Source organism: Burkholderia sp. 9779_493, assembly GCF_015712215.1.
In the GTDB taxonomy this organism is placed as follows: Bacteria; Pseudomonadota; Gammaproteobacteria; order Burkholderiales; family Burkholderiaceae; genus Burkholderia; species Burkholderia cenocepacia.
Genome location: NZ_JACCQA010000018.1, coordinates 17,182 through 43,891, shown reverse-complemented (window position 1 = coordinate 43,891; position 26,710 = coordinate 17,182). Strand labels below are relative to the sequence as shown.

General features: G+C 68.2%; 25 protein-coding genes. 17 read left to right on the top strand and 8 right to left on the bottom strand.

All coding sequences use genetic code 11. The features are described from left to right. Window positions 1–11 precede the first annotated feature (11 nt). The 5 genes from iscA (at window position 12) to iscX (ending at window position 3,541) form a co-directional block, all read left to right on the top strand. Window positions 12–335 carry an iron-sulfur cluster assembly protein IscA gene (iscA, locus tag H0X95_RS19810; RefSeq protein WP_012492710.1) on the top strand — a complete coding sequence of 108 codons (324 nt, stop codon included), beginning with the start codon at window positions 12–14 and terminating at the stop codon, window positions 333–335. Window positions 336–431: 96 nt separating this feature from the next. Continuing rightward, window positions 432–959 carry a Fe-S protein assembly co-chaperone HscB gene (hscB, locus tag H0X95_RS19805; RefSeq protein ID WP_034201918.1) on the top strand — a complete coding sequence of 176 codons (528 nt, stop codon included), beginning with the start codon at window positions 432–434 and terminating at the stop codon, window positions 957–959. Window positions 960–1,013: 54 nt separating this feature from the next. Further along, window positions 1,014–2,882 (top strand): Fe-S protein assembly chaperone HscA, encoded by a 1,869-nt coding sequence (hscA, locus tag H0X95_RS19800; protein ID WP_059722824.1) that lies wholly within the window; start codon window positions 1,014–1,016, stop codon window positions 2,880–2,882. A gap of 88 nt (window positions 2,883–2,970) precedes the next feature. After that, complete coding sequence (gene fdx, locus H0X95_RS19795) at window positions 2,971–3,312, top strand: ISC system 2Fe-2S type ferredoxin (protein ID WP_006478392.1); 342 nt, start codon at window positions 2,971–2,973, stop codon at window positions 3,310–3,312. A gap of 19 nt (window positions 3,313–3,331) precedes the next feature. Next, entirely contained in the window at window positions 3,332–3,541 is a 210-nt protein-coding gene (gene iscX / locus H0X95_RS19790; protein ID WP_006478393.1) for a Fe-S cluster assembly protein IscX, read from the top strand. Between the two features lie 143 nt (window positions 3,542–3,684). On the opposite strand, the gene H0X95_RS19785 is transcribed toward iscX, so the two are convergent. From H0X95_RS19785 to H0X95_RS19765, 5 genes are all read right to left on the bottom strand, one after another. Then, on the bottom strand, window positions 3,685–4,413 hold the full coding sequence (locus tag H0X95_RS19785) for a glycine zipper 2TM domain-containing protein (RefSeq protein ID WP_006498621.1): 729 nt from the start codon (window positions 4,411–4,413) through the stop codon (window positions 3,685–3,687). 347 nt (window positions 4,414–4,760) lie between these two features. Next, window positions 4,761–6,287, bottom strand: coding sequence for a lysine--tRNA ligase (gene lysS, locus H0X95_RS19780; protein WP_006485977.1), 1,527 nt, complete (start codon window positions 6,285–6,287; stop codon window positions 4,761–4,763). A gap of 73 nt (window positions 6,288–6,360) precedes the next feature. Further along, a protein-coding gene (gene prfB / locus H0X95_RS19775) for a peptide chain release factor 2 (RefSeq protein WP_012492708.1) occupies window positions 6,361–7,465 on the bottom strand; the annotation gives its coding sequence in 2 pieces (ribosomal slippage) (window positions 6,361–7,383 and window positions 7,385–7,465; 1,104 coding nt in all). 153 nt (window positions 7,466–7,618) lie between these two features. Next, window positions 7,619–9,316: a single-stranded-DNA-specific exonuclease RecJ gene (recJ, locus tag H0X95_RS19770; RefSeq protein WP_006485976.1), complete on the bottom strand. Its 1,698-nt coding sequence runs from the start codon at window positions 9,314–9,316 to the stop codon at window positions 7,619–7,621. Window positions 9,317–9,330: 14 nt separating this feature from the next. Continuing rightward, the gene (locus H0X95_RS19765) at window positions 9,331–10,407 is read right to left on the bottom strand and encodes a hypothetical protein (RefSeq protein ID WP_043206045.1); all 1,077 of its coding nucleotides are present in this window, start codon (window positions 10,405–10,407) and stop codon (window positions 9,331–9,333) included. Window positions 10,408–10,556: 149 nt separating this feature from the next. On the opposite strand from H0X95_RS19765, the gene H0X95_RS19760 reads away from it, so the two are divergent. The 9 genes from H0X95_RS19760 to ftsB all read left to right on the top strand — a co-directional run bounded on the left by H0X95_RS19760 (window position 10,557) and on the right by ftsB (window position 21,619). Further along, window positions 10,557–11,810: a lipoprotein-releasing ABC transporter permease subunit gene (locus H0X95_RS19760; RefSeq protein ID WP_006483000.1), complete on the top strand. Its 1,254-nt coding sequence runs from the start codon at window positions 10,557–10,559 to the stop codon at window positions 11,808–11,810. Then, window positions 11,803–12,561 carry a lipoprotein-releasing ABC transporter ATP-binding protein LolD gene (gene lolD, locus H0X95_RS19755; RefSeq protein ID WP_077175848.1) on the top strand — a complete coding sequence of 253 codons (759 nt, stop codon included), beginning with the start codon at window positions 11,803–11,805 and terminating at the stop codon, window positions 12,559–12,561. The genes H0X95_RS19760 and lolD overlap by 8 nt, the downstream gene beginning before the upstream one ends. Before the next feature lie 67 nt (window positions 12,562–12,628). Then, window positions 12,629–13,417, top strand: coding sequence for a TatD family hydrolase (locus H0X95_RS19750; RefSeq protein ID WP_006498624.1), 789 nt, complete (start codon window positions 12,629–12,631; stop codon window positions 13,415–13,417). A 56-nt stretch (window positions 13,418–13,473) separates the two neighbouring features. Beyond that, window positions 13,474–15,954: a DNA internalization-related competence protein ComEC/Rec2 gene (locus H0X95_RS19745; RefSeq protein WP_059722822.1), complete on the top strand. Its 2,481-nt coding sequence runs from the start codon at window positions 13,474–13,476 to the stop codon at window positions 15,952–15,954. Between the two features lie 232 nt (window positions 15,955–16,186). Further along, window positions 16,187–17,032, top strand: a complete 846-nt coding sequence (locus H0X95_RS19740; protein WP_034201554.1) for an alpha/beta fold hydrolase — start codon at window positions 16,187–16,189, stop codon at window positions 17,030–17,032. Between the two features lie 180 nt (window positions 17,033–17,212). Further along, a complete protein-coding gene (locus H0X95_RS19735) occupies window positions 17,213–18,871 on the top strand; it encodes a CTP synthase (protein WP_006478404.1) in 1,659 nt (552 codons plus the stop codon). Continuing rightward, on the top strand, window positions 18,868–19,722 hold the full coding sequence (gene kdsA / locus H0X95_RS19730) for a 3-deoxy-8-phosphooctulonate synthase (RefSeq protein WP_006485302.1): 855 nt from the start codon (window positions 18,868–18,870) through the stop codon (window positions 19,720–19,722). Before H0X95_RS19735 ends, kdsA begins: the two co-directional genes overlap by 4 nt. 106 nt (window positions 19,723–19,828) lie before the next feature. After that, window positions 19,829–21,112 (top strand): phosphopyruvate hydratase, encoded by a 1,284-nt coding sequence (gene eno / locus H0X95_RS19725; RefSeq protein WP_006478406.1) that lies wholly within the window; start codon window positions 19,829–19,831, stop codon window positions 21,110–21,112. Between the two features lie 81 nt (window positions 21,113–21,193). Beyond that, complete coding sequence (gene ftsB, locus H0X95_RS19720) at window positions 21,194–21,619, top strand: cell division protein FtsB (protein ID WP_006485304.1); 426 nt, start codon at window positions 21,194–21,196, stop codon at window positions 21,617–21,619. Window positions 21,620–21,708: 89 nt separating this feature from the next. Here ftsB and H0X95_RS19715 read toward each other — a convergent pair whose 3' ends face one another. The 3 genes from H0X95_RS19715 to H0X95_RS19705 form a co-directional block, all read right to left on the bottom strand. Further along, a complete protein-coding gene (locus tag H0X95_RS19715) occupies window positions 21,709–22,074 on the bottom strand; it encodes a hypothetical protein (RefSeq protein ID WP_059722819.1) in 366 nt (121 codons plus the stop codon). A gap of 137 nt (window positions 22,075–22,211) precedes the next feature. Beyond that, window positions 22,212–23,162 carry an Hsp33 family molecular chaperone HslO gene (gene hslO, locus H0X95_RS19710; RefSeq protein WP_006485303.1) on the bottom strand — a complete coding sequence of 317 codons (951 nt, stop codon included), beginning with the start codon at window positions 23,160–23,162 and terminating at the stop codon, window positions 22,212–22,214. Window positions 23,163–23,187: 25 nt separating this feature from the next. Further along, entirely contained in the window at window positions 23,188–23,712 is a 525-nt protein-coding gene (locus H0X95_RS19705) for a gamma carbonic anhydrase family protein (protein WP_006478410.1), read from the bottom strand. A 143-nt stretch (window positions 23,713–23,855) separates the two neighbouring features. On the opposite strand from H0X95_RS19705, the gene H0X95_RS19700 reads away from it, so the two are divergent. From H0X95_RS19700 to H0X95_RS19690, 3 genes are all read left to right on the top strand, one after another. Next, on the top strand, window positions 23,856–24,713 hold the full coding sequence (locus tag H0X95_RS19700) for a ferritin-like domain-containing protein (RefSeq protein WP_034201556.1): 858 nt from the start codon (window positions 23,856–23,858) through the stop codon (window positions 24,711–24,713). 177 nt (window positions 24,714–24,890) lie between these two features. Further along, a complete protein-coding gene (locus tag H0X95_RS19695; RefSeq protein ID WP_034201557.1) occupies window positions 24,891–25,781 on the top strand; it encodes an alpha/beta fold hydrolase in 891 nt (296 codons plus the stop codon). 81 nt (window positions 25,782–25,862) lie between these two features. Beyond that, window positions 25,863–26,693 carry a 3',5'-nucleoside bisphosphate phosphatase gene (locus tag H0X95_RS19690; RefSeq protein ID WP_034178618.1) on the top strand — a complete coding sequence of 277 codons (831 nt, stop codon included), beginning with the start codon at window positions 25,863–25,865 and terminating at the stop codon, window positions 26,691–26,693. Window positions 26,694–26,710 lie beyond the last annotated feature (17 nt).

The following is a 26,710-nucleotide window of genomic DNA, read 5'->3' as shown; positions in this document are numbered from 1 at the left end:
GCAAGGACATCATGGCAATTACACTGACCGAAAAAGCAGCACAGCACGTGCAGAAATACCTCGTCCGTCGCGGTAAGGGTATGGGCCTGCGGCTCGGCGTTCGCACGACCGGGTGCTCGGGACTCGCGTACAAGCTCGAGTATGTCGACGAGCTGGCGCCCGAGGATCAGGTGTTTGAGAGCCATGGCGTGAAGGTCATCGTTGACCCGAAGAGCCTCGCCTATATCGACGGCACCGAGCTCGACTTCGCCCGCGAAGGCCTGAACGAAGGGTTCAAGTTCAACAACCCGAACGTGAAGGACGAGTGCGGGTGCGGGGAATCGTTCCGCGTGTGACGCGGCGCGCTCCGCGCGATGCGGGCAAGAGGCGGCACGGGCCGCCTTTTTAATGTGCGGCGTTTGCCGCGCGACGAACCGGAATTGAACGCGACGATGGTTTCGCTGAAAGACAGCCATTTCGACCTGTTTCACCTGCCGGCGCAATTCGCGCTCGACGAGACGGCGCTCGACGCCGCCTACCGGACGGTGCAGACGCAGGTGCATCCGGACCGCTTCGCGGCGGCCGGCGACGCGCAAAAGCGTATCGCGATGCAATGGGCCACCCGCGCGAACGAGGCGTACCGCACGCTGCGCGATCCGCTGAAGCGCGCGTCCTATCTGCTGTCGCTGCGCGGCGTCGACATCGGCGCGGAAAACAACACGGCGATGGAGCCTGCGTTCCTGATGCAGCAGATGGAGTGGCGCGAGGGCATCGAGGATGCCGCGGCCGCCCGCAACGTCGACGCGCTCGATGCGTTGCTCGCCGAGTTGCGCGACGAGAAGCGCATGCGCGTGGAGCGCCTCGGCACGCTGCTCGACAGCGGCGCCGACCAGGCCGCCGCGGAAGCCGTGCGTCAGCTGATGTTCATCGAACGGGTCGCGTCGGAAGTGGGCGCGCAGATCGAGCGCCTCGAAACTTAACCGCGTGCCTTGCGGCACGCGCAGCAAACGGGCCGAGCGCCCGAACGAACCAAGATGGCTTTACTGCAAATTTCCGAACCGGGCATGGCGCCGGCGCCGCACCAGCGGCGACTCGCCGTCGGGATCGATCTCGGCACGACGAACTCGCTCGTCGCCGCCGTGCGCAACAGCGTGCCTGAAGTACTGCCGGACGAAGCGGGCCGCGTGCTGCTGCCGTCCGTGGTCCGTTATCTCGAGAAGGGCGGCCGCCGCATCGGTCACGAAGCGAAGGAGCAAGCCGCGACCGATCCGCGCAACACGATCGTGTCGGTCAAGCGCTTCATGGGCCGCGGCAAGGCCGAGGTCGAAGGCGCGGCGAACGCGCCGTACGAATTCGTCGATGCGCCGGGCATGGTGCAGATCCGCACGATCGACGGCGTGAAGAGCCCGGTGGAGGTGTCGGCCGAGATTCTCGCGACGCTGCGTTATCGCGCGGAAGACACGCTCGGCGACGAGCTGGTCGGTGCGGTGATCACGGTACCCGCGTATTTCGACGATGCGCAGCGCCAGGCGACCAAGGATGCCGCGCGTCTCGCGGGCCTCAACGTGCTGCGCCTGCTGAACGAACCGACTGCCGCGGCGATCGCCTACGGTCTCGACAACGCGGCCGAAGGTCTTTACGCGGTATACGATCTCGGCGGCGGCACGTTCGACCTGTCGATCCTGAAGCTGACGAAGGGCGTGTTCGAGGTGCTGGCCGCGGGCGGCGATTCCGCGCTCGGCGGCGACGATTTCGACCACGCGCTGTTCGACCATGTGCTCGCGCAGGCCGGTATCGACGCGAAGACGCTCGCGCCCGAAGACGTGCGCCTGCTGCTCGATCGCGTGCGCGTGCTGAAGGAAGCGCTGTCGTCGACGCCCGAAGCGGCGCTCGACGTAACGCTGTCGAGTGGCGCGCACCTGGCGCAGACGATTTCGCACGACACGTTCGCATCGCTCGTCGAGCCGCTCGTGCAGCGCACGCTCACGCCGACCCGCAAGGCGCTGCGCGATGCGCAGGTCACGCCGGCCGACATCAAGGGCGTCGTGCTCGTCGGCGGCGCGACGCGCATGCCGGTGATCCGCGACGCGGTCGCGAAGTATTTCGGTCAGCCGCCGCTCGTGAACCTCGATCCGGACCAGGTCGTCGCGCTGGGCGCGGCGATCCAGGCCGATCTGCTCGCGGGCAATCGCGGCACCGGCGACGACTGGTTGCTGCTCGACGTGATTCCGCTGTCGCTCGGGGTCGAGACGATGGGCGGCCTCGTCGAGAAGATCATTCCGCGCAACTCGACGATTCCGATCGCGCGTGCGCAGGAATTCACGACCTTCAAGGACGGCCAGACCGCGATGGCGATCCACGTCGTGCAGGGCGAGCGCGAGCTCGTGGCCGACTGCCGGTCGCTCGCGCGCTTCGAGCTGCGCGGCATTCCGCCGATGACGGCGGGCGCCGCGCGTATTCGCGTGACCTATCAGGTCGACGCGGACGGCCTGTTGTCGGTATTTGCACGCGAGCAGCAGTCGGGCGTCGAGGCATCGGTCGTCGTGAAGCCGTCGTACGGCCTCGCCGATGACGACATCGCGAAGATGCTGGAAGACAGCTTCAAGACCGCCGAAATCGACATGCGCGCCCGCGCGCTGCGCGAAGCGCAGGTCGAGGCCCAGCGGATGCTCGAGGCGACGCAGGCCGCGCTGGCGGCCGACGGCGAACTGCTCGATGCCGACGAGCGCGCGCAGGTCGACGCGCTGGCCGACGCCTTGCGCGCGGTCGCGCAGGGCGACGATACGAATGCGATCGAAGCGGCGACCAAGGCGCTGGCCGACGGCACCGACGAATTCGCGGCGCGCCGGATGGACAAGAGCATCAAGCGCGCGCTGTCGGGCCGCCGGCTCGACGAGATCTGAATCCACGAACCGCGCATCGGCCGGCAACGGCCTGCGCGATGATGAACCGTGCGGCGCGTCGCGCCGCACCCTGACTGACGGAACGGACATGCCTCAACTGGTGGTGCTGCCTCACGTCGAACTGTGCCCGGATGGCGCAGTGATCGACGCGACGCCCGGCAAGAGTATCTGCGACAACCTGCTCGATCACGGGATCGAGATCGAGCATGCATGCGAGAAGTCGTGCGCATGCACGACGTGCCACGTGGTGATCCGCGAGGGCTTCAACGATCTGACGCCGTCCGAGGAGGACGAGGACGATCTGCTGGACAAGGCGTGGGGCCTCGAGCCGACGTCGCGCCTGTCGTGCCAGGCGATCGTGAAGGAAGATTCGGACCTGGTGGTCGAGATCCCGAAGTACTCGATCAACCACGCGAAGGAAAACCACTGACCGAAACCGGAGGCAGGCGATGAAATGGACCGATTCGCGTGAAATAGCCATTGCGCTGGCGGACAAGCACCCCGACATCGACCCGCAGCGGATCAACTTCGTCGACCTGCGCCAGTGGGTGCTCGAGCTCGACGGCTTCGACGACGATCCGACGCACTCGGGCGAGAAGATCCTCGAGGCGATCCAGGCACACTGGATCGACGAATCGGATTTCGACGACGAGGACTGACCGACCGGCCAGCGCGTGCGCGGCAACGGTTACGCCGCGCCCATGAAAAACGGCTCGTGAGCGTTTGCTCACGAGCCGTTTGCGTTTTCGGCGAGCCCGCACACGACAGGCGGGCAGGGGCGCCGGCGACTACATGATCCGCTTCATGCGCCGACCAGCGTGCCGTTCTCGATCCGCACGCGCTGACCCTGGCCGAACGGCGGCGGGTTGCGGTACGTGAACGTGCGGGTCGCGCCGCTTTCCATCTGCACTTGCACCTGATAGTCGGTTTCCGCGCGAACCTGCTTCTCGACCTGGTTGCCGGCGAGGCCACCGCCCAGCGCGCCGATGATCGTCATCGCGGTGCGGCCGTTGCCGTGGCCGAACTGGTTGCCGAGCAGGCCGCCGGCCGCCGCGCCGCCCACGGCGCCGATCCCCGAGCTCTGGCCCGGCGTGCGCATCTGCGTGATCGACACGACCGTGCCGCAACTCTGGCAGTAGGTTTGCGCAGGCGCCGACGGCTGCTGCGCGTATTGCGGCGGTTGCGGGGCGGTCGTGTGACGGCGGTGCGGCGCAGCCGGGCGCGGCGCGGGCTTCGGCTCGGCCTGCGCGACGGCGGCCTTCTGCTGCGCGGCGGCCTGTTCCGCGGCCTGCCGCTGCGCTTGCGCGGCCAGCGCGGCGCTGGCGGCCGCGGCCGTATCGACGGCCGGCTGCGACGCGATCAGCGCAGCCTGGGTCTGGCCGTTCTGTTCGTTGCTGCTGGTGGCTTTCGGGAAGACGCCCGTGATCGCTGCCGTCGCCGCGAGGCTGGCGACGATGACGGCGCCCGCCGCGGTGGCGATGAGCGGGTGGAGGCGTTGCTTTTGCGGCGTGGTCTGAGTCTGGTTGTCCATTTTCTTCTCCAAGGTCGATCCGGATCGGCGCACTGCACCGGAGCAGGATCCCACGCTCGGGAGCGAGCAGATTTGGCGTTCCTGCGCCTCGTTCTGGTCCCGTGGTCATGCGTGGTGACGCAAAAGGAGTGTCGTCCACCGCCAGACGGCGCGCCGTATCAAGGTGTAACGAATTGCAGCGGGGCATTGGCGGCCGTTTCCGGGAAAACCCGGAGAAGCGCGTCGCGACGAGGGAATAAAACGGGGAAGGATCGAGGGCCGACAGACGCCGGCTGGCGGGATTTACGCGTCGTTACAAAGCCGACGCGTGCGCGCCACGGGGCGCGGCGCACACGCGGTCGCGGCCATCAGTCTTCGCGGCGCAGATGCGGGAACAGCAGCACGTCGCGGATCGTCGGGCTGTCGGTCAGCAGCATCACGAGACGGTCGATGCCGATCCCGCAGCCGCCGGTCGGGGGCATCCCGTATTCGAGCGCGCGGATGTAGTCGGCGTCGAAGAACATCGCTTCCTCGTCGCCCGCATCCTTCTGCTCGACCTGCTTCTTGAAGCGCGCGGCCTGGTCTTCCGGATCGTTCAGCTCCGAGAAGCCGTTCGCGATCTCGCGGCCGGTCATGAACAGCTCGAAACGCTCGGTGATGCCCGGCACCGTATCCGATGCGCGTGCGAGCGGCGACACCTCGACCGGGTAGTCGATGATGAACGTCGGTTCCCACAGCTGCGCTTCGGCCGTTTCCTCGAACAGCGCGAGTTGCAGCGCGCCGATGCCGGCGTTCAGGAACGCCGGCTGCGACACGTCGACGCCGAAGCGCTTCAGCTCGGTGCGCAGGAACGCGTCGTCCGACAGCTGGCCGTCGGTGTAGTCCGGTGCGTACTTCTGGATCGCCTGCGTGATCGTCAGGCGATGGAACGGCTTCGCGAGGTCGAGCTCGCGGCCCTGGTACTGGATCGTCGCGGTGCCGAGCGCATCGATCGCCGCCTGGCGGATCAGTTGCTCGGTGAAGTCCATCAGCCAGCGGTAGTCGGTGTACGCGGCGTAGAACTCCATCATCGTGAATTCCGGGTTGTGACGCGGCGACACGCCTTCATTCCGGAAATTGCGGTTGATCTCGAACACACGCTCGAAGCCGCCGACGATCAGGCGCTTCAGGTACAGCTCCGGCGCGATACGCAGGAACATCTGCATGTCGAGCGCATTGTGATGCGTGACGAACGGCTTCGCGGCCGCGCCGCCCGGGATCGGGTGCAGCATCGGCGTCTCGACTTCCATGAAGTCGGCGTTGTCCATGAACTTGCGGATCGACGCGATCGTCTTCGTGCGGGCGCGGAACGTGTCGCGCGTTTCCGGCGTGACGATCAGGTCGACGTAGCGCTGGCGATAGCGCATTTCCTGGTCGGACAGGCCGTGGAACTTGTCCGGCAGCGGCCGCAGCGCCTTCGACAGCAGGCGCAGCTCCTTGCACTGGACCGACAGCTCGCCCTTGTTGGTGCGGAACAGCACGCCGCGCGCGGCGACGATGTCGCCGAGGTCCCACTTCTTGAACGCGTCGTAGGTCTCGGCGCCGACGTCGTTCGGCGTCACGAAGAACTGGATCTGGCCCGAGCCGTCCTGCACCGTCGCGAAGCTCGCCTTGCCCATCACGCGCTTGAGCATCATGCGGCCGGCGACCGACACCTCGACCGGGTTCGCTTCGAGCGCGGCCTTGTCCGAATCGGCGAATTTCGCCTGCAGGTCGGCTGCGTGGTGCTCGGGGCGGAAGTCGTTCGGGTAGGCGACGCCTTGCTCGCGCAACGCGCGCAGCTTCTCGCGGCGCTCGGCGATGATCTGGTTTTCGTCCGCCGTGACGGCGGGCTGCGTTTGGGTCGGTTCGGTCATGATGGTCGGAATTCGGAGTGGGGTGCGGCAACGCAAACGGAAAGGGCGGCGCGGGCCGGCCGCGCCGCGGCGCTTACACGCCCTGTTTGAGGCTCGCGCTGATGAAGTCGTCGAGATCGCCGTCGAGCACCGCCCGCGTGTTGCTCATTTCGACGTTCGTGCGCAGGTCCTTCACGCGGCTCTGGTCGAGCACGTACGAGCGGATCTGGTGGCCCCAGCCCACATCGGTCTTGCTCGATTCGAGCTTGTCCTGCTCGGCCTGGCGCTTGCGCATTTCGACTTCGTACAGGCGCGATTTCAGCATCGCCATCGCTTCGGCGCGGTTGCGGTGCTGCGAGCGGTCGTTCTGGCACTGCACGACGATGCCGGTCGGCATGTGCGTGATCCGCACCGCGGAGTCGGTCTTGTTGATGTGCTGGCCGCCCGCGCCCGACGCGCGGTACGTGTCGATGCGCAGGTCGGCCGGGTTGATCTCGACTTCGATCGAGTCGTCGATTTCCGGATAGACGAACACCGACGAGAACGACGTGTGGCGGCCGCCCGACGAGTCGAACGGCGACTTGCGCACGAGGCGGTGGATGCCCGTTTCGGTGCGCAGGAAGCCGTACGCGTATTCGCCCGTGACCTTGACCGTCGCGTTCTTGATGCCGGCGACGTCGCCGTCGGATTCTTCGAGCACTTCGGCCTTGAAGCCCTTGCGCTCGCAGTAGCGCAGGTACTGGCGCAGCAGCATCGACGCCCAGTCGCATGCCTCGGTGCCGCCGGCGCCGGCCTGGATATCGATGAAGCAGTTGTTCGGATCGGCCGGGTTCGAGAACATCCGGCGGAACTCGATGTCGCCGACGCGCGCTTCGAGCTTCGCGGCGTCTTCTTCCGACGCGAGAAGCGTGTCCTCGTCGCCTTCCTCGCGCGCCAGCTCGAACAGGTCGAGCGCGTCGCGCAGGTCGCTATCGAGCGCGGTGAGTGTCGTGACGACGCCTTCGAGCAGCTTCTTCTCGCGGCCGAGCGCCTGGGCGTTCTTCGAATCGTTCCAGACGTTCGGGTCTTCGAGTTCCTTGTTGACTTCGGTCAGACGCGCAGCTTTGGCGTCGTAGTCAAAGATACCCCCGAAGCTCGCCCGCGCGATTGCGCAGGTCGAGCAGGGAGCTTTCGATCGCGTTGAGACGTTCCGCTTCCATGATCGTTCGCTGTTCCGGCTTCGTAAAAAAGCGGAATTATAGCCGATCGGCGGGGTTGCCCGGTGACGCAAACGGTGCTCGCACGCGTGTCGACGGCCCCGTCCGGCGCGGCGCGCACGCGTGCGGCGGCGCGGTGGCGGACGGTCGGCCCGCTCAGCCGGCCGCGTGTTCGACGATCAGCTGCACGCGCGTGACGCCGTTCCACGTATCGGCGACGAGCCGGTACGCGACCAGCGCGCTCGCCGGCAGCGGCTCGGTGTGGTTGAACCAGATCGCGTTGAAGCGCTGACGGCCGCGCGCCAGCTGCAGCTTCAGGTGCTTTTCCTTCACGAGCGACTGCGACACGACGTCGAATTCGCCCGAGAAAAGCGGGGCCGGAAACCCTTGCCCCCACACGGCTTCGTCGAGCAGGCCGACGAACTGCGGCGTGAAGTACGCGTCCTCGAGTTCGCCGTCGGTCTCGATCACGCGGGCGAGCGCGTCGTCGGACAGCCATTCGCGCGCGACGGCCTCGAACGCGGCCGCGAAGCGCGGCACGTTGTCGGTGTCGAGCGTGAGACCGGCCGCCATCGCGTGGCCGCCGAACGCGACGATCAGGTCCGGTTCGCGTTTCGACACGAGGTCGAGCGCGTCGCGCAGGTGGAAGCCGGCGATCGACCGTCCCGACCCCTTGACCCGCCGGCCTTCGTCGTCGGCGTGCGCGAACGTGAACGACGGGCGGTGGAATTTCTCCTTGAGCCGGCCGGCGACGATGCCGATCACGCCCTGGTGCCACGCGGGATTGAACAGCGTGATCGTGCATGCGTCGGCCGGATCGACGTCGGCGAGATCGGCGAGCGCCTGCTGCTGCATGCCGGCCTCGATTTCGCGGCGCTCGCGGTTCATCACGTCGAGCTGTTGCGCGAGATCCCACGCGCGGCCGATGTCGTCGGTGATCAGGCATTCGATGCCGAGCGACATGTCGGATAGCCGCCCGGCGGCGTTCAGGCGCGGGCCGAGGCCGAAGCCGAGGTCGAAGCCCGACGCGGTGCGCGCTTCGCGCCCGGCGGCGCGGAACAGCGCGGCGATGCCCGGCTGCATGCGGCCGTTGCGGATGCGCTGCAGCCCCTGCGCGACCAGCACGCGGTTGTTGCCGTCGAGCCGCACGACGTCGGCGACGGTGCCGAGCGCGACGAGGTCGAGCAGGCCGTCGAGGCGCGGCTCGGCTTCCTTGCTCGCGAACGCGCCGCGGCGGCGCAGCTCGGCGCGCAGCGCGAGCAGCACGTAGAACATTACGCCGACGCCGGCGAGGTGCTTGCTCGGGAACGCGCAGCCGGGCTGATTCGGGTTGACGATCGCGCGCGCGGCGGGCAGCGCGTCGCCCGGCAGGTGGTGGTCGGTCACGAGCACGTCGATGCCGCGCGCGTTCGCGGCTTCGACGCCGGCGACGCTCGCGATCCCGTTGTCGACGGTGATCAGCAGGTCGGGTTGGCGCGCGGCCGCGAGTTCGACGATCTCGGGCGTGAGGCCGTAGCCGTATTCGAAGCGGTTCGGCACCAGGTAGTCGATCTGCGCGCCGAACATCCGCAGGCCGCGCACCGCGACCGCGCAGGCGGTCGCGCCGTCGCAGTCGTAGTCGGCGACGACCAGCAGGCGCCGCTTGTCGGCGATCGCGTCGGCGAGCAGCACCGCCGCATCGGCGCAGCCTTTCAGCTCGGTGGGCGGAACGAGGCGCGCGAGCGCGGTCTCGATGTCGACGGGCGACTGCACGCCGCGCGACGCGTACAGGCGCGCGAGGACGGGGTGCAGACCGTGGCGCGCAAGCGCTTCGGCGTCGGCGGGCGCGACGGGGCGGGTAACGATCCGGGTCATTCGGGGTCTGCTGGTTATTCGAACAGGGAGGCGAGCGCGCGGCGGCGCCAGAACTTGCGCAGGTCGCCGCGCGTCGCGTGCAGCGTCACGGAGCTCGTGTCGCCGCACAGCGTGACATCGACGGCCGCCAGCTCGCCGTTCTGCAGCGCGGCGAGCGCCGGCGCGAACCAGTCGCGCTCGAGCGCGGCGAGCCCGTCGTGCCAGCGCGCCCAGTCCTGCTCGATGAACGGGGTGGTCAGCGCCGGCAGCTCGACGAGCGTCGCGCCATCAGTGGCCGGCAGCGCGCCGAACGTCGCGGGCGGGCGGGCGGCTTCGGTTTGCGCGGCGCGTGCGAGGCCGAGCGCGGCGGGCGACGCGGACAGCACGCGCGCGAACGGCTTGCCGACCGGCTTCAGCGTGCCTTGCGCATGGAACCAGATCGAATTGACGGCCGGCAGCCCACGCGCCTCGCGGGCTTCGTTGACCGGATGCTGGAACCACGCCATCTGCACTTCGTTCTGCAGTTTCATCCACATCCGCGAGCGCTCGCCCGTATGCGCCTCGTGCGGCAGCCAGATCTCGATGTTGCGGCCGCTGGCGCGCAGCGGCGCGGCGCCGGCGAGGCGCGCGAGCTGGTCGCTCGACAGATACCAGCGCGCCGGGTTCGGCGCTTCGAGCCGCACGCCGAGCTCCTCGATCAGCGGCCGCGCGACCGCGAGCAGCGCGGCCGCGTCGCCGTCGTCGAGCGCGAGGGCCGCCGGATCGACGAGCACCAGGTGATCGTGCGCGATTTCGACGTGCACGGGCTCGACGCACGCCCATGCGTGCGTGCCGGGATCGCCGCCATCGGCCAGCAGCATGTAGGGCGCGAGCGGCGCTTCGTCCGCGGCGTTGCCGTGGGTGGCGCCGAACCGGCTCGCCAGCCAGCGCTCGTGCGGCAGCGTGCGCTGGAAGTCCTCGCCGGCCACGCGCTCGACGAGGCTCGCGCGGGCGAGCAACTTCTGGAGCGCGGGGCTGTCCAGCGTGTGCAGGGACGAGGCCGCATCGGCCGCCGACGGCAGCGCGAACGGAACGAGAAAATGGAGGCGTCGGTCATGCATGATGGTGCGCATTGTATGGCAAACTGCGCGCGTGATCGGGCCGGCTGACGGCCCGATCGCGTCCGGCGGCCGTTTTTCGACCGTGCCCGGGCTGCCGGCCGCCACCCGGCGGCGGTCCGGCCGCGGCGCGCCTCCCGCCGTAACCAGCAGAAAGGATTCGCTTGAAACTTCCGTACGAATGGCAGATCGGCTGGCGCTACACGCGCGCCGGCAAACGCACGACCGGCAACGGCTTCATTTCCTTCATCGCGCTCGTCTCGATGCTCGGGATCGCGCTCGGCGTCGCGGCGCTGATCGTCGTGCTGTCGGTGATGAACGGCTTCCAGAAGGAAGTGCGCGACCGCATGCTGTCGGTGCTCGCGCACGTCGAGGTGTTCTCGCCGACGGGCTCGATGCCCGACTGGCAACTGACCGCGCAGGAAGCGCGCCGCAATCCGTCGGTGATCGGCGCCGCGCCGTACGTCGACGCGCAGGCGCTGCTCACGCGCCAGGACGCGGTGAGCGGCGTGATGCTGCGCGGCGTCGAGCCGTCGCTCGAGCCGCAGGTGTCCGACATCGGCAAGGACATGAAGGCCGGCCAGCTCGGCGCGCTCGTGCCGGGCCAGTTCGGCATCGTGCTCGGCGACGCGCTCGCCGGCAACCTCGGCGTGACGGTCGGCGACAAGGTCACGCTCGTCGCGCCCGAAGGCTCGATCACGCCGGCCGGCATGATGCCGCGGCTGAAGCAGTTCACGGTGGTCGGCGTGTTCGAATCGGGCCACTACGAATACGACAGCACGCTCGCGATGATCAACATCCGCGACGCGGAGGCGCTGTTCCGGATGAGCGCGCCGACCGGCGTGCGGCTGCGGCTCACCGACATGCAGAAGGCGCCGCAGGTCGCGGTCGAGCTGTCGCATACGCTGTCGGGCAGCCTGTACATCCGCGACTGGACCCAGCAGAACAAGACGTGGTTCTCGGCCGTGCAGATCGAGAAGCGGATGATGTTCATCATCCTCACGCTGATCATCGCGGTGGCCGCGTTCAACCTCGTGTCGTCGCTCGTGATGACCGTGACCAACAAGCAGGCCGACATCGCGATCCTGCGCACGCTCGGCGCGCAGCCGGGGTCGATCATGAAGATCTTCGTCGTGCAGGGCGTGACGATCGGCTTCGTCGGCACGGCGTCCGGCGTCGCGCTCGGTTGCCTGATCGCGTGGAGCATCCCGTGGCTGATTCCGATGATCGAGCACCTGTTCGGCGTGCAGTTCCTGCCGCCGTCGGTGTACTTCATCAGCGAGCTGCCGTCCGAACTCGTCGCGAGTGACGTGATCCGGATCGGGCTGATCGCGTTCGCGCTGTCGGCCGTCGCGACGCTCTATCCGAGCTGGCGCGGCGCGAAGGTGAAGCCGGCGGAGGCGCTCCGCTATGAATGACCGCGCGACCGCATTCGCGGATTCACGACAACACAACAGACAGGATTCGGCAGGTATGCAGGAATACGTGCTTCAGGCGCGCGGGATCACGAAGGCGTTCGTGCAGGGCGGCTTCAACGTGCAGGTGCTCAACAACACCGAGCTGACGGTGCGGCGCGGCGAGAAGCTCGCGGTCGTCGGCGCGTCGGGCTCCGGCAAGAGCACGCTGCTGCACGTGCTGGGCGGGCTCGACGAGCCGAGCGCCGGCGAAGTGTCGCTGCTCGGCAAGCCGTTTACGCAGCTCGCCGAGCGCGAGCGCAACGAGCTGCGCAACCGCGCGCTCGGCTTCGTCTACCAGTTCCATCACCTGCTGCCCGAGTTCACCGCGCTGGACAACGTCGCGATGCCGCTGCGCATCCGCCGGATGACGACCGAGGACGCGCGCGCGCAGGCACAGGCGATGCTCGAACGCGTCGGTCTCGGCCCGCGTGCGAAGCACCGGCCGGGCGAGCTGTCGGGCGGCGAGCGGCAGCGCGTCGCGATCGCGCGCGCGCTGGTCACGAAGCCCGCGTGCGTGCTCGCCGACGAGCCGACCGGCAACCTCGACGGCACGACGGCCGACACGGTGTTCAACCTGATGCTCGAACTGTCCGAGACGCTCGAAACGAGTTTCGTGATCGTCACGCACGATCCCGATCTCGCCGCGCGCTGCGACCGCATCATGCGGTTGCGCGACGGCGTGCTGCACGAGGAGCCGGCGCTGCCGGTGTAAAAAAGCAGCGCCTTTTGGGCCGGCCGCCGGTTCGTCCGGCACGGCGCAAGGGCGCGGGACTGCTGCCATGTGGATCGACACGCACTGCCATCTCGATGCCGCCGAGTTCGACGCCGACCGCGACGCGATCGCGCAGGCTGCGCGCGCGGCCGGCGTGTCGCGCATCGTGATCCCGAGCATCGGGCGCGACAACTTCACGACGGTGCGCGAACTCGCGCAGCGCACGCCGGGCGCCGTCTATGCGCTCGGCATTCATCCGATGTACACGCCGCAGGCGCGCGATGCCGACCTCGATCGACTGCGCATGGAGATCGAGGCGAGCCTCGACGATCCGCGTTTCGTCGCGATCGGCGAGATCGGGCTCGACTATTTCGTGCCGGGGCTCGACGAAGACCGGCAGCAGTTCTTCTACCAGGGCCAGCTCAGGCTGGCGCGGGAATTCGACTTGCCGGTGTTGTGCCACGTGCGCAAGTCGCAGGACCGCGTGCTGGCCGGGCTGCGCCGTTTCGGCGTGCGGCGTGGCATCGCGCATGCGTTCAACGGCAGTTTCCAGCAGGCCGAAGCGTATCTGGCGCAGGGACTGCATCTCGGCTTCGGCGGCAACGTGACCTTCACGCGCGCGCGGCAGATTCGCCGGCTCGCCACCGAGTTGCCGCTCGACGCGCTCGTCGTCGAGACCGACGCGCCTGACATCGCGCCCGAATGGGCATACAAATCCCGCAATACGCCCGACCAGGTGCCGCGCATCGGCGTCGTGCTCGCCGAATTGCGCGGCCTCGATACTGGCGAATTGGCCGTCTGCACTTCGGCTAACGCGCTCGCCGCGCTGCCGCGACTCGCACTTTCGTCCGCATAATCGTTGCCGGAAGGCACCTTGTTGGCAGGGTGGCGCCGGGTCGACGAGGAGGCGGAATGCGCGTGGGGTGGATCGCGTTCGCGCTCGGCGTCGTCGTGCTGCAGCGGCAGGCGGCGTTGCCGGGGGCGATCGCATGGACGGTCGGAGCAGCCGTGCTCGCGGGCTGCGCGGTGCTGGGCACGTGGTGCGTGCGTCGAAGGCGCACGCGTGCGGTCGTTGCATGCGGATGGATGCTGTGGGCGCTCGCGGCCTGCGTCGCGGGGTTCGGCTATGCGGCCGCGCGAGCGGAATGGCGCCTGAGCGACAACCTGCCGGCTGAATGGGAAGGGCGCGACATCGTCGTCACGGGGGTGATCCGCGGGCTGCCCGTCGTTGACGAGACAGGCGCGCGACTGCTGTTCGCGGTCGAATCGAACGATGCGGGGCTCGCGCGTTTTCCGCCATTGATCCGGTTGTCGTGGCGCGCGTATGGCGCAGCCGCGCCACGCGACGCGCTTCCCGATTGGCGGGCGGCTCAGCGCTGGCGTTTCGTCGTGCGTCTCAAGCGTCCGCATGCCGAGGCCAATCCGGGCGTGCGCGACAGCGAGGCGGCGTGGCTCGCCGCGGGCATTCGTGCGATCGGCTATGTCAGTGCGCCGCGTCGGGCGGCATTGCTCGACGCGCGCGCCTCGGGATGGCGCGCGTCGATCGACCGGGTGCGCGACGCGCTGCGCACGCGCATCGGCGAGGTGCTCGGTACCGATGCGGCGCATCGCGGCATCGTCGCCGCGCTGGCGATCGGCGAGCAGTCGGGCATCGGCGAGGATGACTGGCGCGTACTGCGCAACACGGGCACGAGCCACCTGGTCGCGATTTCCGGTCTCCACGTCGGGCTGGTCGGCGCGCTCGCCGGCTGGCTCGTATCGATGGTCTGGCGCCGCGTGCGCTGGCGCGGGCGGGCCGCGACGCTCGTGCTGCCGGCGCCGTATGCGGCCGCGCTCGCCGCGTTGGTCGCCGCGGCGGGCTACGCGGCGCTCGCCGGTTTCAACGTGCCGGCGCAGCGCGCGTGGTGGATGATCGCCGGCGGCGGCATCGCGTATCTGGCCGGCCGCAGCGTGCCGACGTCCGCGGTGCTGTGCGCGGCGCTCGGCGGCGTGCTGCTCGCCGATCCGTGGGCCGTGCTGTCGGCCGGCTTCTGGCTGTCGTTCGGCGCGGTCGCCGTGATCCTGCTGGCCGTCGCCGGCTGGCGCGCGGTGCGTGAAGCCGACGAAGCCGGCATGGAAGGCGGCGCGGCCGATTGGCGGAGCCGGTTGCGCGCGTGGACGACGCGCTGCGGACGCCGCCTCGCCGACGCGACGCGCGTGCAGTACGCGGTGACGATCGGGCTCGCGCCGCTCACCGCCGCGTGGTTCGCGCAGGTTTCGCTGTCGGGCCCGTTCGGCAATGCGTTCGCGATTCCGTGGGTCAGCTCGGTCGTGACGCCGGTCGTGCTGGCCGGCATCGCGTTGCCGCCGCCGCTCGACGCGGCGGCCTTCCGGCTTGCGCATGCGGCGCTCGAACCGATGATGACGCTGCTCGGGCACCTGGCCGACTGGCCGGCCGGCGTGTTCTGGCTGCGCATGCCCGACTGGCCGGTGCTGGCGCTCGCATGCGTGGGCGTCGCGTGGGTGCTGATGCCGCGCGGCTGGCCGTTGCGCTGGGCGGCGCCGCTCACGTGGCTACCGCTCGTCGCGCCTGCGCCCGATGTGCCACCGCCCGGCGGCTTCCGGATGACCGTGCTCGACGTGGGGCAGGGCGCGGCGGTGCTGGTCGAAACCGCGCGGCGGACCTTGCTGTTCGATGCGGGCCCGGGTGCGGAATCGTCCCACGCCGGTACGCGGATCGTCGCGCCGGCGTTGCGGGCGCGCGGCATCTCGACGATCGATTCGCTCGTGCTCAGTCATGCGGATGCCGATCATGCGGGCGGCGCGGCGGCCGTTTATGCGGCGGCCGACGTGCGCCAGTTGCTGGCCGGCATTGCGCCGAAGAGCCGGCTGTGGCGCGACGCGCAGGCCGCCGGCGTGGCCGATCGGCTGCCGTGCGCGGCCGGACAGCGCTGGACCTGGGACGGCGTCGCCTTCACGATGTTGTGGCCGCCGGGCGGGCGGAGCGCGGGTTCGTCGAACGGGCAGTCGTGCGTGCTGCGCATCGACGCGGGCGGCACGTCGGCACTGCTGACGGGCGACATCGAGGCCGGCGCCGAGCGCCGGCTGGTGGCCGATGCGCGCGATGCGCTGGCCGCGCAGATCCTGGTCGTTCCGCACCACGGCAGTCGCACGTCGTCGATGGAGCCTTTCCTCGATTCGGTCGGGCCGCGCGTCGCGGTATTTCCTGTAGGCTATCGCAATCGTTTCGGTCATCCGCACCGGACCGTGCTGGCCCGCTACGAGGCGCGCGGGATTCCGCTGCCGCGTACCGATCGCGACGGCGCCGTGCGGTTCGACGTCGCGCCGGCCGGCGGCGGGTTCGGATTCGCGCGCTATCGCGACGAGCGGCGCCGCTACTGGATGGACCGGTGAGCGCGGCGAAGGCCGGCGTATCAGGGTAGAGAACTCGGGGCCGGCGTGCCGTGCGTGGTGCCGACGGAATACGAAGCATGGGACTGGCGTGAGAGCCGAGGCGTCAACGCCAGTCGACCACGAGGCATAAGACGGGAGCAAGTGCTGAAGCCCGACTCCCGTCGTCCGCGAAGCATGGGACGGGAGTAACCGCTAAAGCGCTAACTCCCGTCGACAAAGGAGACATCGGCGTTTGAAGGACATCCTCCACTTCTCGCATGCGAACGGCTTCCCGGCGTCGACGTACCGGACGATCTTCGCCGAACTGGCCGACGACTACGAGCTGCGCTACATCGAACGGATCGGCCACGATCGCCGCTACCCGGTGACGCGCGACTGGCCGCATCTCGTCGAACAACTGCTCGACGACATCGGCCGCCGCTACGAGCGCCCGGTCTGGCTCGTCGGCCATTCGCTCGGCGGCTACCTGTCGCTGATGGCCGCGCTGAAGAAGCCGCAGTGGGTGCGCGGCGTCGTGATGATCGATTCGCCGATCATCGCGGGCTGGCGTGCCGGCGCGCTGCGCGCGAGCCAGTGGGCGGGGCTCGACGAGCGGCTGTCGCCGGCCGCGGCGACGCGCAACCGGCGCACGCGCTGGACGAGCCGCGACGAAGTCTGGCGGCATTTCCGCGAGAAGCCCGCGTTCGCGCGCTGGGACGAGCGGATGCTGGCCGACTATATCGACTACGGAATCCCGCAGGCCGGCGCCGACGGCGAGCGCGCGCTCGCGTTCGACCGGCAGGTCGAATACCTGATCTACCGGACGCTGCCGCACACGCTCGGCCCGCGGCTCGCGCACGGCGCGCCGGTGCCGCTCGGCTTTCTCGCGGGCACGCGCTCGCGCGAGGTGCGGCAGGTCGGGCTCGATGCGACGCGCCGCGCGACGCGGGGGCGCATCGAATGGCTCGAGGGCAGCCACCTGTTCCCGATGGAGCGGCCGATCGACACCGCCCGCGCATTGCAGCGGATGCTGAATTCGCTGAAGGCCGACGAGGGCGGCGTTTCGCAGGCCGGCGCGCCGCTCGCGAAGCGCGCCTGACGCTTCGTCGGCCGGCCGGAACGCTTGTCGGCGCATGCGCGCAGCGCCGACCGGGCGGCCGGTTCGCGCCGCCGCGCACGGCCGGCGCGGGTCGGCACGAAAGGGCGCGATCATCACGTCAATTGCTGAGAGAAGGGCGGGCTTTACGGTATAATCCGTTTTTCCCGCGAGCATCCAGCGATGACCAAATATGTTTTCGTCACCGGCGGCGTAGTTTCTTCCCTTGGCAAGGGTATTGCCGCCGCTTCCCTCGCCGCGATCCTCGAATCGCGCGGTCTGAAAGTCACTCTCCTCAAACTCGATCCCTACATCAACGTCGACCCCGGCACGATGAGCCCGTTCCAGCACGGCGAAGTGTTCGTGACGGAAGACGGAGCGGAGACCGACCTCGACCTCGGCCACTATGAGCGCTTCATCAGCACGAAGATGCGCAAGGCCAACAACTTCACGACCGGCCAGATCTACGAATCGGTGATCCGCAAGGAACGCCGCGGCGACTATCTCGGCAAGACCGTGCAGGTGATTCCGCACATCACGAACGAAATCCAGGCGTTCATCGAGCGCGGGGCGGCATCGGCCACCTGCGGCGAGCCGGACGTCGCGATCGTCGAGATCGGCGGCACGGTCGGCGACATCGAGTCGCTGCCGTTCCTCGAGGCCGCGCGCCAGATGAGCCTGCGCCTCGGCCGCAACAGCGCGTGCTTCGTGCACCTGACGCTCGTGCCGTACGTCGCGACGGCCGGCGAGCTGAAGACGAAGCCGACCCAGCACAGCGTGCAGAAGCTGCGCGAGATCGGCATCCTGCCGCACGTGCTGCTGTGCCGTGCGGATCGCCGCATCCCCGACGACGAATCGAAGAAGATCTCGATGTTCTCGAACGTGCCCGAAGACGCCGTGATCTCGGTGTGGGACGCCGACAGCATCTACAAGATTCCGCAGATGCTGCACGACCAGGGCCTCGACCGGATCATCTGCGAAGAGCTGAAGCTGTCGCCGAAGGACGCCGACCTGAGCATGTGGTCGGCGCTCGTCGAGAAGCTCGAGAACCCGAAGCAGGAAGTGACGATCGGCATGGTCGGCAAGTACGTCGACCTGACCGAGTCGTACAAGTCGCTGATCGAGGCGCTGCGTCATGCGTCGATCCACACGTCGACCAAGGTCAACATCGAATACATCGACTCGGAAGAGCTCGAGACGAACGGTGTCGACAGCCTCAAGCATCTCGACGCCGTGCTGGTGCCGGGCGGTTTCGGCCGTCGCGGCACGGAAGGCAAGATCGCCGCGGTTCGCTACGCGCGCGAGTCGAAGGTGCCGTACCTCGGCATCTGCCTCGGCATGCAGCTCGCGGTGATCGAATTCGCGCGCGATGTCGTCGGCCTGAAGCAGGCGAACAGCACGGAATTCGATCCGGACACGCCGGAGCGCGTGGTCGCGCTGATCACCGAATGGTACGACCGCGAAGGCAAGGTCGAGACGCGCACCGAGGAATCCGACCTCGGCGGCACGATGCGCCTCGGTTCGCAGCGCTGCCCGATCAAGCCGGGCACGATGGCGGAAGAAATCTACGGCAAGGACGTGAACGAGCGCCATCGCCACCGTTATGAAGTCAATAACCGCTTCGTGCCCCAGCTCGAAGCCGGCGGCCTTATCATCAGCGCCCGTACCCCGAGCGAGGATCTGCCGGAAATGATGGAGCTGCCGCGTTCGATGCACCCGTGGTTCGTCGGCGTCCAGTTCCACCCGGAATTCACGTCCACGCCGCGTGACGGCCATCCCCTGTTCAAGTCGTTCGTCGAAGCCGCGCTCGCCAACAAGCAAGCGCGCGGAGTGCAAGCATGAAGTTGTGCGATTTCGAGGTCGGTCTCGACCAGCCTTTCTTCCTGATCGCGGGGACCTGCGTCGTCGAATCGGAGCAAATGACGATCGACACGGCGGGCCGCCTGAAGGAGATCTGCGAGAAGCTGAACGTTCCGTTCATCTACAAGTCGTCCTACGACAAGGCAAACCGCAGCTCGGGCAAGTCGTTTCGCGGCCTCGGAATGGACGAGGGCCTGCGGATCCTGTCCGAGGTGAAGCGCCAGCTCGGCCTGCCGGTGCTGACCGACGTGCATTCGATCGACGAGATCGAGCAGGTCGCGTCGGTCGTCGACGTGCTGCAGACGCCGGCGTTCCTGTGCCGCCAGACCGACTTCATCCATGCGTGCGCGCGCTCGGGCAAGCCCGTCAACATCAAGAAGGGCCAGTTCCTCGCGCCGCACGACATGAAGAACGTGATCGACAAGGCGCGCGACGCCGCACGTGAAGCCGGTCTGTCGGAAGACCGTTTCATGGCGTGCGAGCGCGGCGTCTCGTTCGGCTACAACAATCTCGTGTCGGACATGCGTTCGCTCGCGATCATGCGCGAGACGAACGCGCCGGTCGTGTTCGATGCGACCCACTCGGTGCAATTGCCGGGCGGGCAGGGCACGAGCTCGGGCGGCCAACGCGAATTCGTGCCGGTGCTCGCCCGTGCGGCGGTCGCGACGGGCGTCGCGGGCCTCTTCATGGAAACGCATCCGAATCCGGCCGAGGCGAAGTCGGACGGCCCGAATGCGGTGCCGCTGAACCGGATGGGCGCGTTGCTGGAGACCCTCGTCACGCTCGACCAGGCGGTGAAGCGCAATCCGTTCCTGGAAAACGATTTCAATTAAAGATCGAATGAACCTTGCGACGGCTTCGCGCGTCTGTAGCGAAAGCGGTTCCGGCACGCACGCCGTCGCAGTTTGAAGAATCCATCGTCATTCTCAGAGGAAACCCATGAGTGCAATCGTAGATATCATCGGCCGCGAGATTCTGGATTCGCGCGGCAACCCCACCGTCGAATGCGACGTGCTGCTCGAATCGGGCACGATGGGCCGCGCGGCGGTGCCGTCGGGCGCGTCCACCGGCTCGCGTGAAGCGATCGAACTGCGCGACGGCGAAGCCGGCCGCTACAACGGCAAGGGCGTGCTGAAGGCAGTCGAGCACATCAACACCGAAATCTCCGAAGCCATCATGGGCCTCGACGCGTCGGAACAGGCGTTCCTCGACAAGACGCTGCTCGAGCTGGACGGCACCGACAACAAGTCGCGCCTGGGCGCGAACGCGATGCTGGCCGTGTCGATGGCCGTCGCGAAGGCCGCCGCCGAAGAGGCCGGCCTGCCGCTGTACCGCTACTTCGGCGGGTCGGGCGCGATGCAACTGCCGGTGCCGATGATGAACATCGTCAACGGCGGCGCGCACGCGAACAACAGTCTGGACATCCAGGAATTCATGATCGTTCCGGTCAGCCAGCCGACGTTCCGTGAAGCGCTGCGTTGCGGCGCGGAAGTGTTCCACGCGCTGAAGAAGATCCTGAGCGACCGCGGCATGAGCACGGCCGTCGGCGACGAAGGCGGTTTCGCACCGAACTTCGGCAGCAACGACGAGTGTCTGTCGACGATCCTGCAGGCGATCGAGAAGGCCGGCTACCGTGCGGGCGAAGACGTGCTGCTCGCGCTCGACTGCGCGGCATCCGAGTTCTACCACGACGGCAAGTACCAGCTCGCCGGCGAAGGCCTGCAACTGTCGTCGGCCGAATTCACCGACTACCTCGCGACGCTCGCCGACAAGTTCCCGATCGTGTCGATCGAGGACGGCATGCACGAAAGCGACTGGGACGGCTGGAAGCTGCTGACCGACCGCCTCGGCAAGAAGGTGCAGCTGGTCGGCGACGACCTGTTCGTCACGAACACGCGCATCCTGAAGGAAGGCATCGAGAAGGGCATCGCGAACTCGATCCTCATCAAGATCAACCAGATCGGTACGCTGACCGAAACGTTCGCGGCAATCGAAATGGCGAAGCGCGCGGGCTACACGGCCGTGATCTCGCACCGCTCGGGCGAAACGGAAGATTCGACGATCGCGGACATCGCGGTCGGGCTGAACGCCGGTCAGATCAAGACGGGTTCGCTGTCGCGCAGCGACCGCATCTCGAAGTACAACCAGCTGCTGCGCATCGAGGAAGACCTCGGCGACATCGCGAGCTACCCGGGCAAATCGGCTTTCTATAACCTGCGCTAACGCGCTACTATCGGGTTCGTCATCTCGACGCCGCTCTGTGCCTGTGCGCGGAGCGGCGCTTCTTATATCTGCGTCTCTTACATGCGGCTTGTCACTGTCGTCCTGATTGCCTTGCTGGCGCTCATTCAGTACCCCCTATGGTGGGGACACGGCGGCTGGCTGCGGGTGCACGAATTGCGTCAGCAGCTCGACGACCAGCTTCAGAAGAATGCGGACGAGAAGCTGCGCAACGAGCGCACCGCGGGCGAAGTGCAGGATCTGCAGAGCGGCACCGCGGCGATCGAGGAGCGTGCGCGCTACGAGATGGGCATGGTGAAGGACGGTGAAGTATTCGTGCAGTTCGTGTCGCCGAATGCGCCTGCGGGGCCGGTGAACAACACGCCGTCGAATACGTCGACGCGCGGCGCTGTGTCCGCGGCGCCGGTGCGGGTCGTGCCGAATCCGCAGTCGATCGCGAAGCCGTCGCGGCATCACGGCGGCGACAAGGGCAAGGCGGCGCATCACTGAGCGCGATACCTCGAACCCATTGAAAAAGCGCGGGAAATGCCGCGCTTTTTTATTTCCTGCAAGTCGTCAATCGATCGGGCGACGCCTGCTCACCACCACCAGCCCGGGTAGCCGTAACTGATGCCCGTGCCCCAGCGATTGCCCCATCCGCCGTAGTACCCGCCGTAGACTGTCACGGGCGGCGGCGAGTAATAGGCCCACGCGCGCGCGGCCGCTTCGGCTGCCATTGCGCTGTTCTGCTCGCGCAGGACCTGCTGGTCGATCTCGTCGTAGCGCTTGCGTTCGGCGCTCGACAGCACGGGCGGCTGGCCGCCCGACGCGCCCGGCTCGGGCAGGCGGCTCAGGATCGTGGAAGTCGGCGGCGGCATCGCGCAGCCTGCAAGCGCGAGCGTGCCGGCGGCCATGCTCGCCAGGGCGATGGTGCGGAGTGTGCCAAAGGGGCGGAGGTGACTCATGTGTTTCTCCTGCAGCGCGCCGGCCGTGGAAAACGGCTCGTGCCGAAGGTCGGGCCTCCGGCGCCCGAGCCGCGCGTGCGGCGCTCGTGCGTCATTATGCGCCCGTGCCGCGCCGGCGGCGGGCACGGGCGCGCGGCTCAGTGACGCTGGTCGGTCGCGGGCGCGATGCCGGTCTCGACACCGGGCGCCGCGAACAGCTGCGCGACGTCGACCGGATCGAATTCGTAGCGCTGGTTGCAGAACTCGCAGTGGATCTCGACGTGGCCGCGCTCGACGATCACGCTGTCGACTTCCTCACGACCGAGCATGCGCAGCATCGCGCCGACCTTCTCGCGCGAGCACGAACACTGGAAACGCGTGCCGGCCGGTTCGAAGTGCTGCACGTTTTCCTGCCAGAACAGCCGGCGGAACACGACTTCCGGTTCGACCTCGAGCAGCTCCTTCGCGGACAGCGTGCCGCCGAGCGTGCACACGCGTTCCCACGTGTCGATATCGGTTTCGGCGTTGCGCGGCACGATGCCGCCGTCGCCAGGCAGCTTCTGCAGCAGCATGCCGACCGCGCGGTCGCGATCGGCCGCGAGCCACAGCCGCGTGTCGAGCTGCTCCGAGTGGTGCATGTAGTGCTCGAGTACCTGCGACACCGATTCGAGCGGGCCGTCGACGCCGTTCAGCGGCACGATGCCCTGGTACGGCTGCTGACCCGGCAGCTTGTCGGCCGGATCGAGCGTGATCACGCAGCGGCCGTGGCCGCTTGCGTTGACGAGCGCCGCGAAGCTCGTGTCGTCGCCGATCGTCTGCGCGGCGTCGCCGGAGAACTTCGCGGTGGCCCGCATCGACAGATCGGACCCGCACTGGACGACCAGCATCTGGACCGGCCCGTCGCCGAAGATCTGCATGATCAGGGTGCCGTGAAATTTCAGGTTCGCGGACAGCAGCGCGCACGCGGCCATCATCTCGCCGAGCACCGTGCGCACCGGGGCAGGGTAGTCGCGGCGGGCGAGCACTTCCTGCCACGTGTTGCGCAGCGAAACGATCTCGCCGCGCACGGGCGCCGCATTGAACATGAATTTCTGTAACTGGTCGCTCACTCTTCTTCCTTGAAATCCGTGCGAATCACCCGATCCGCACGAGTTGCTCCTTGAAATGCGCGCGTCGCTCGACATAGGTCTTCGCGTTGGCGCGCAGCCGCGCGACGTCTTCCGCCGACAACTCGCGCACGACTTTTGCCGGTGCGCCGAGAATCAGCGAGTTGTCCGGGAACGTCTTGCCTTCCGTCACGACCGCGCCGGCACCGACCAGACAGTTGCGGCCGATGACCGCGCCATTCAAGACCACCGCCTGAATCCCGATCAGCGAACCTTCGCCGATCGTGCAGCCGTGCAGCATGGCCTGGTGCCCGATCGTCACGTTCTCGGCAATCGTCAGCGGAAAGCCCGGGTCGGTATGCAGGACCGCGCCTTCCTGGACGTTGCTGCCCGCGCCGACCGTAATCGTCTCGTTGTCGCCGCGAATCGTCGCGCCGAACCACACGCTCGCGTTTTCCTCGAGCACGACCTTGCCGATGATGGCCGCCGTGTCGGCGACGAATACGCTTTCGTGGATCGTCGGGGCCGTCTCGCCCAGCTTGTAGATCGTCACGGAGTCTCCTTGTCTCTTCGATGATGGGCGCCGGTAGAATGGCGCGTCCGGTTTGCCCGGCGCCTGGCGCCGCGGAACAAACGCATATTGTAAACCGTCGCGTGCCGATGCTCCCGCGATGCGTACGCAAGGTGTCCCCGTTTATGAGCATGGAGTCTTCCTCTTTCGGCCAGGCGCCGGCCTGTGTGCGTCGCGTGGCGCTCGACGCGCTGCGTATTGCCGAGCCGGCGGCCAAGGCCGCGCAGGTGCGCGCGCTGCACGATGCGCTGCGGGCCGGGCAGGCCGCGATCGCGCCGTCGCTGCAACTGCGCGAACCGGCCGATCTGCCCGGGCGCCCGGCGCGGCCGCCGCTCGTCGAGCCGCGCCAGCTCGAGCGGCGCAGCATGCGCTCGCCCGAAGGGCGCGCCGTGCTGCTGCACGCGCTCGCCCATATCGAATTCAATGCGATCAACCTGGCGCTCGACGCCGTCTGGCGCTTCGCGGGCATGCCCGACGCGTTCTATGCAGACTGGCTGAAGGTCGCGGCCGAGGAGGCCTATCATTTCACGCTGCTGTCCGACCGGCTCGCGGCATTCGGGCACGCATACGGCGATTTTCCCGCGCACAACGGGCTGTGGGAGATGTGCGAGCGAACCAGGGGCGATGTGCTCGCGCGAATGGCGCTCGTGCCGCGGACGCTCGAGGCCCGCGGGCTCGACGCGTCGCCGCCGATCCGTGCGCGGCTCGTGCAGGCGGGCGACGATGCGTCGGCCGCGATCCTCGACGTGATCCTGCGCGACGAAATCGGCCATGTCGCGATCGGCAACCGCTGGTTCCGCCATTTGTGCGATGCTGCCGGCCGCGACCCCGTGCCGACCTATCGGCAGCTCGCCGAGCAATACCACGCGCCACGGCTGCGCGGCCCGTTCAATTTCGATGCGCGGCGCGATGCCGGCTTCGAGCAGGCCGAACTCGACGAACTGGCCGCGCAGGACGCGGCGGACGGGCGCGCCGCGCATTAGCCGGATCCCGTCCGGCTGGGCCGGGTTGGCCGCCGGCCGGCTTGCGCAGCCGGCCCATGGCGCCTTCCTGCCAGGCTCCGTAAGACCTCGCCGCTAGAGCGGTACCTCGATTGCCGGCCGCCGGAACCGGGGCGCCGCCGCTATAATCGAACGACCATTCTTTTTTTGGCGGCTGCAATGAGTGCCTCGAGTTCTGTTTCCGATTTCGTCACGGTGCGCGGCGTCCAGCTGCATGTGCGGCGCTGGGGCCGGCCCGATGCGCCGACGCTGTTCATGCTGCACGGCTGGATGGACGTCGCGGCGTCGTTCCAGTTCGTCGTCGATGCGCTCGCGGGCGACTGGCAGGTGATCGCGCCCGATGCGCGCGGCTTCGGGCTGTCCGACTGGCCGGTGGCGCGGCAGGGCGGCGGCCACTACTGGTTCCACGAATACCTCGGTGACCTCGATGCGCTCGTCGACCGCTACGCGCCGACCGGCGAGGTCAACCTGGTCGGACACAGCATGGGTGCGAACGTCGTGTGCCTGTACGCCGGCGCCCGGCCGGAACGCGTGCGCCGAGTGGTCGACCTCGAAGGGTTCGGGCTCGCGCCGGCCCGCGCCGAACAGGCGCCGCGCCGGCTGCGCGGCTGGCTGGACGAGCTGCGCGAGCCGCCCGCGCTGCGGCCGTATGCGTCCCTCGACGACGTGGCGGCGCGCCTGATCAAGACCAATCCGCGGCTCGACCCGCGCCGCGCCGCGTTTCTCGCCGCGCACTGGTCGAAACGCGGCGACGACGGCCTCTACCACCTGCTGGCCGATCCGGCGCACAAGATGCCGGGCCCGCTGCTGTACCGGCTCGACGAAGTGATGGCGATCTGGAAGCAGGTGCGCGCGAAGGTACTGCACGTCGAGGCGGTCAATTCGCCGACGCTCGCGCATCTCGCCGGCGACATCCCGCTACCCGAATTCAAGGCGCGCTTCGACGCATTCCCCGACTGGCGCGAGAAGCTCGTCGAGGATGCCGGCCACATGGTGCATCACGACCAGCCCGAGCAGATCGCGGCGTTGATCGAGGCGTTCTGCGCGTAGGCGCGCGGCGCCGCGGCAGGGCAGGCAGGCGGCGCAATTGCCGCGTTGCAGTAGAATGAGGCCTTACCTGCCATGCCGACAATGAACGCCGATCTCCACTGCCATTCCAATGTTTCCGACGGGCTGCTGTCGCCTGCCGACGTCGCGCGCCGCGCGCATGCGGGCGGCGTGACCCTGTGGGCGCTGACCGACCACGACGAGATCGGCGGCCAGGCGGCGGCGCGCAGCGAGGCGGAAGCGCTCGGCATGCGCTACCTGAGCGGCGTCGAGATCTCGGTCACGTGGGCATCGCGCACCGTGCACATCGTCGGTCTGCACATCGATCCCGCCCATCCGGCGCTGGTCGACGGCCTGTACCGCACGCGCCACGGCCGTGCGGCGCGCGCGCTGGCGATCGCGGAGCAGCTCGCGACGCTCGGCATTCCCGGCGCGTACGAAGGCGCGCTGAAATACGTATCGAATCCCGACCTGATTTCGCGCACGCACTTCGCGCGCTTTCTCGTTGAAAACGGCCATGCCGAATCGACGTCGGACGTATTCGACCGCCTGCTCGGCGACGGCAAGCCCGGCTTCGTCCCGCATCGCTGGGCGTCCCTGTCCGACGCGGTCGGCTGGATCCGCGCGGCGGGCGGCGAAGCGGTGGTCGCGCACCCGGGCCGCTATCGCTATACGCCGGTCGAATTCGACGCGTTCTTCGGCGAGTTCATCGATCTCGGCGGCCGCGCGATCGAGGTCATCACGGGCAGCCACACGCCCGACCAGTACCGCGAATACGCGGACGTGGCGCGCCGCTTCGGCTTCGAAGTGTCGCGCGGCTCGGATTTCCATGCGCCCGGCGAGGGCCGCATCGAGCTCGGCAGCCTGCCGCCGTTGCCGCCCGACCTGACACCGGTCTGGGAGCGCTGGCTCTGACGCCGGGCGGCTTCGGG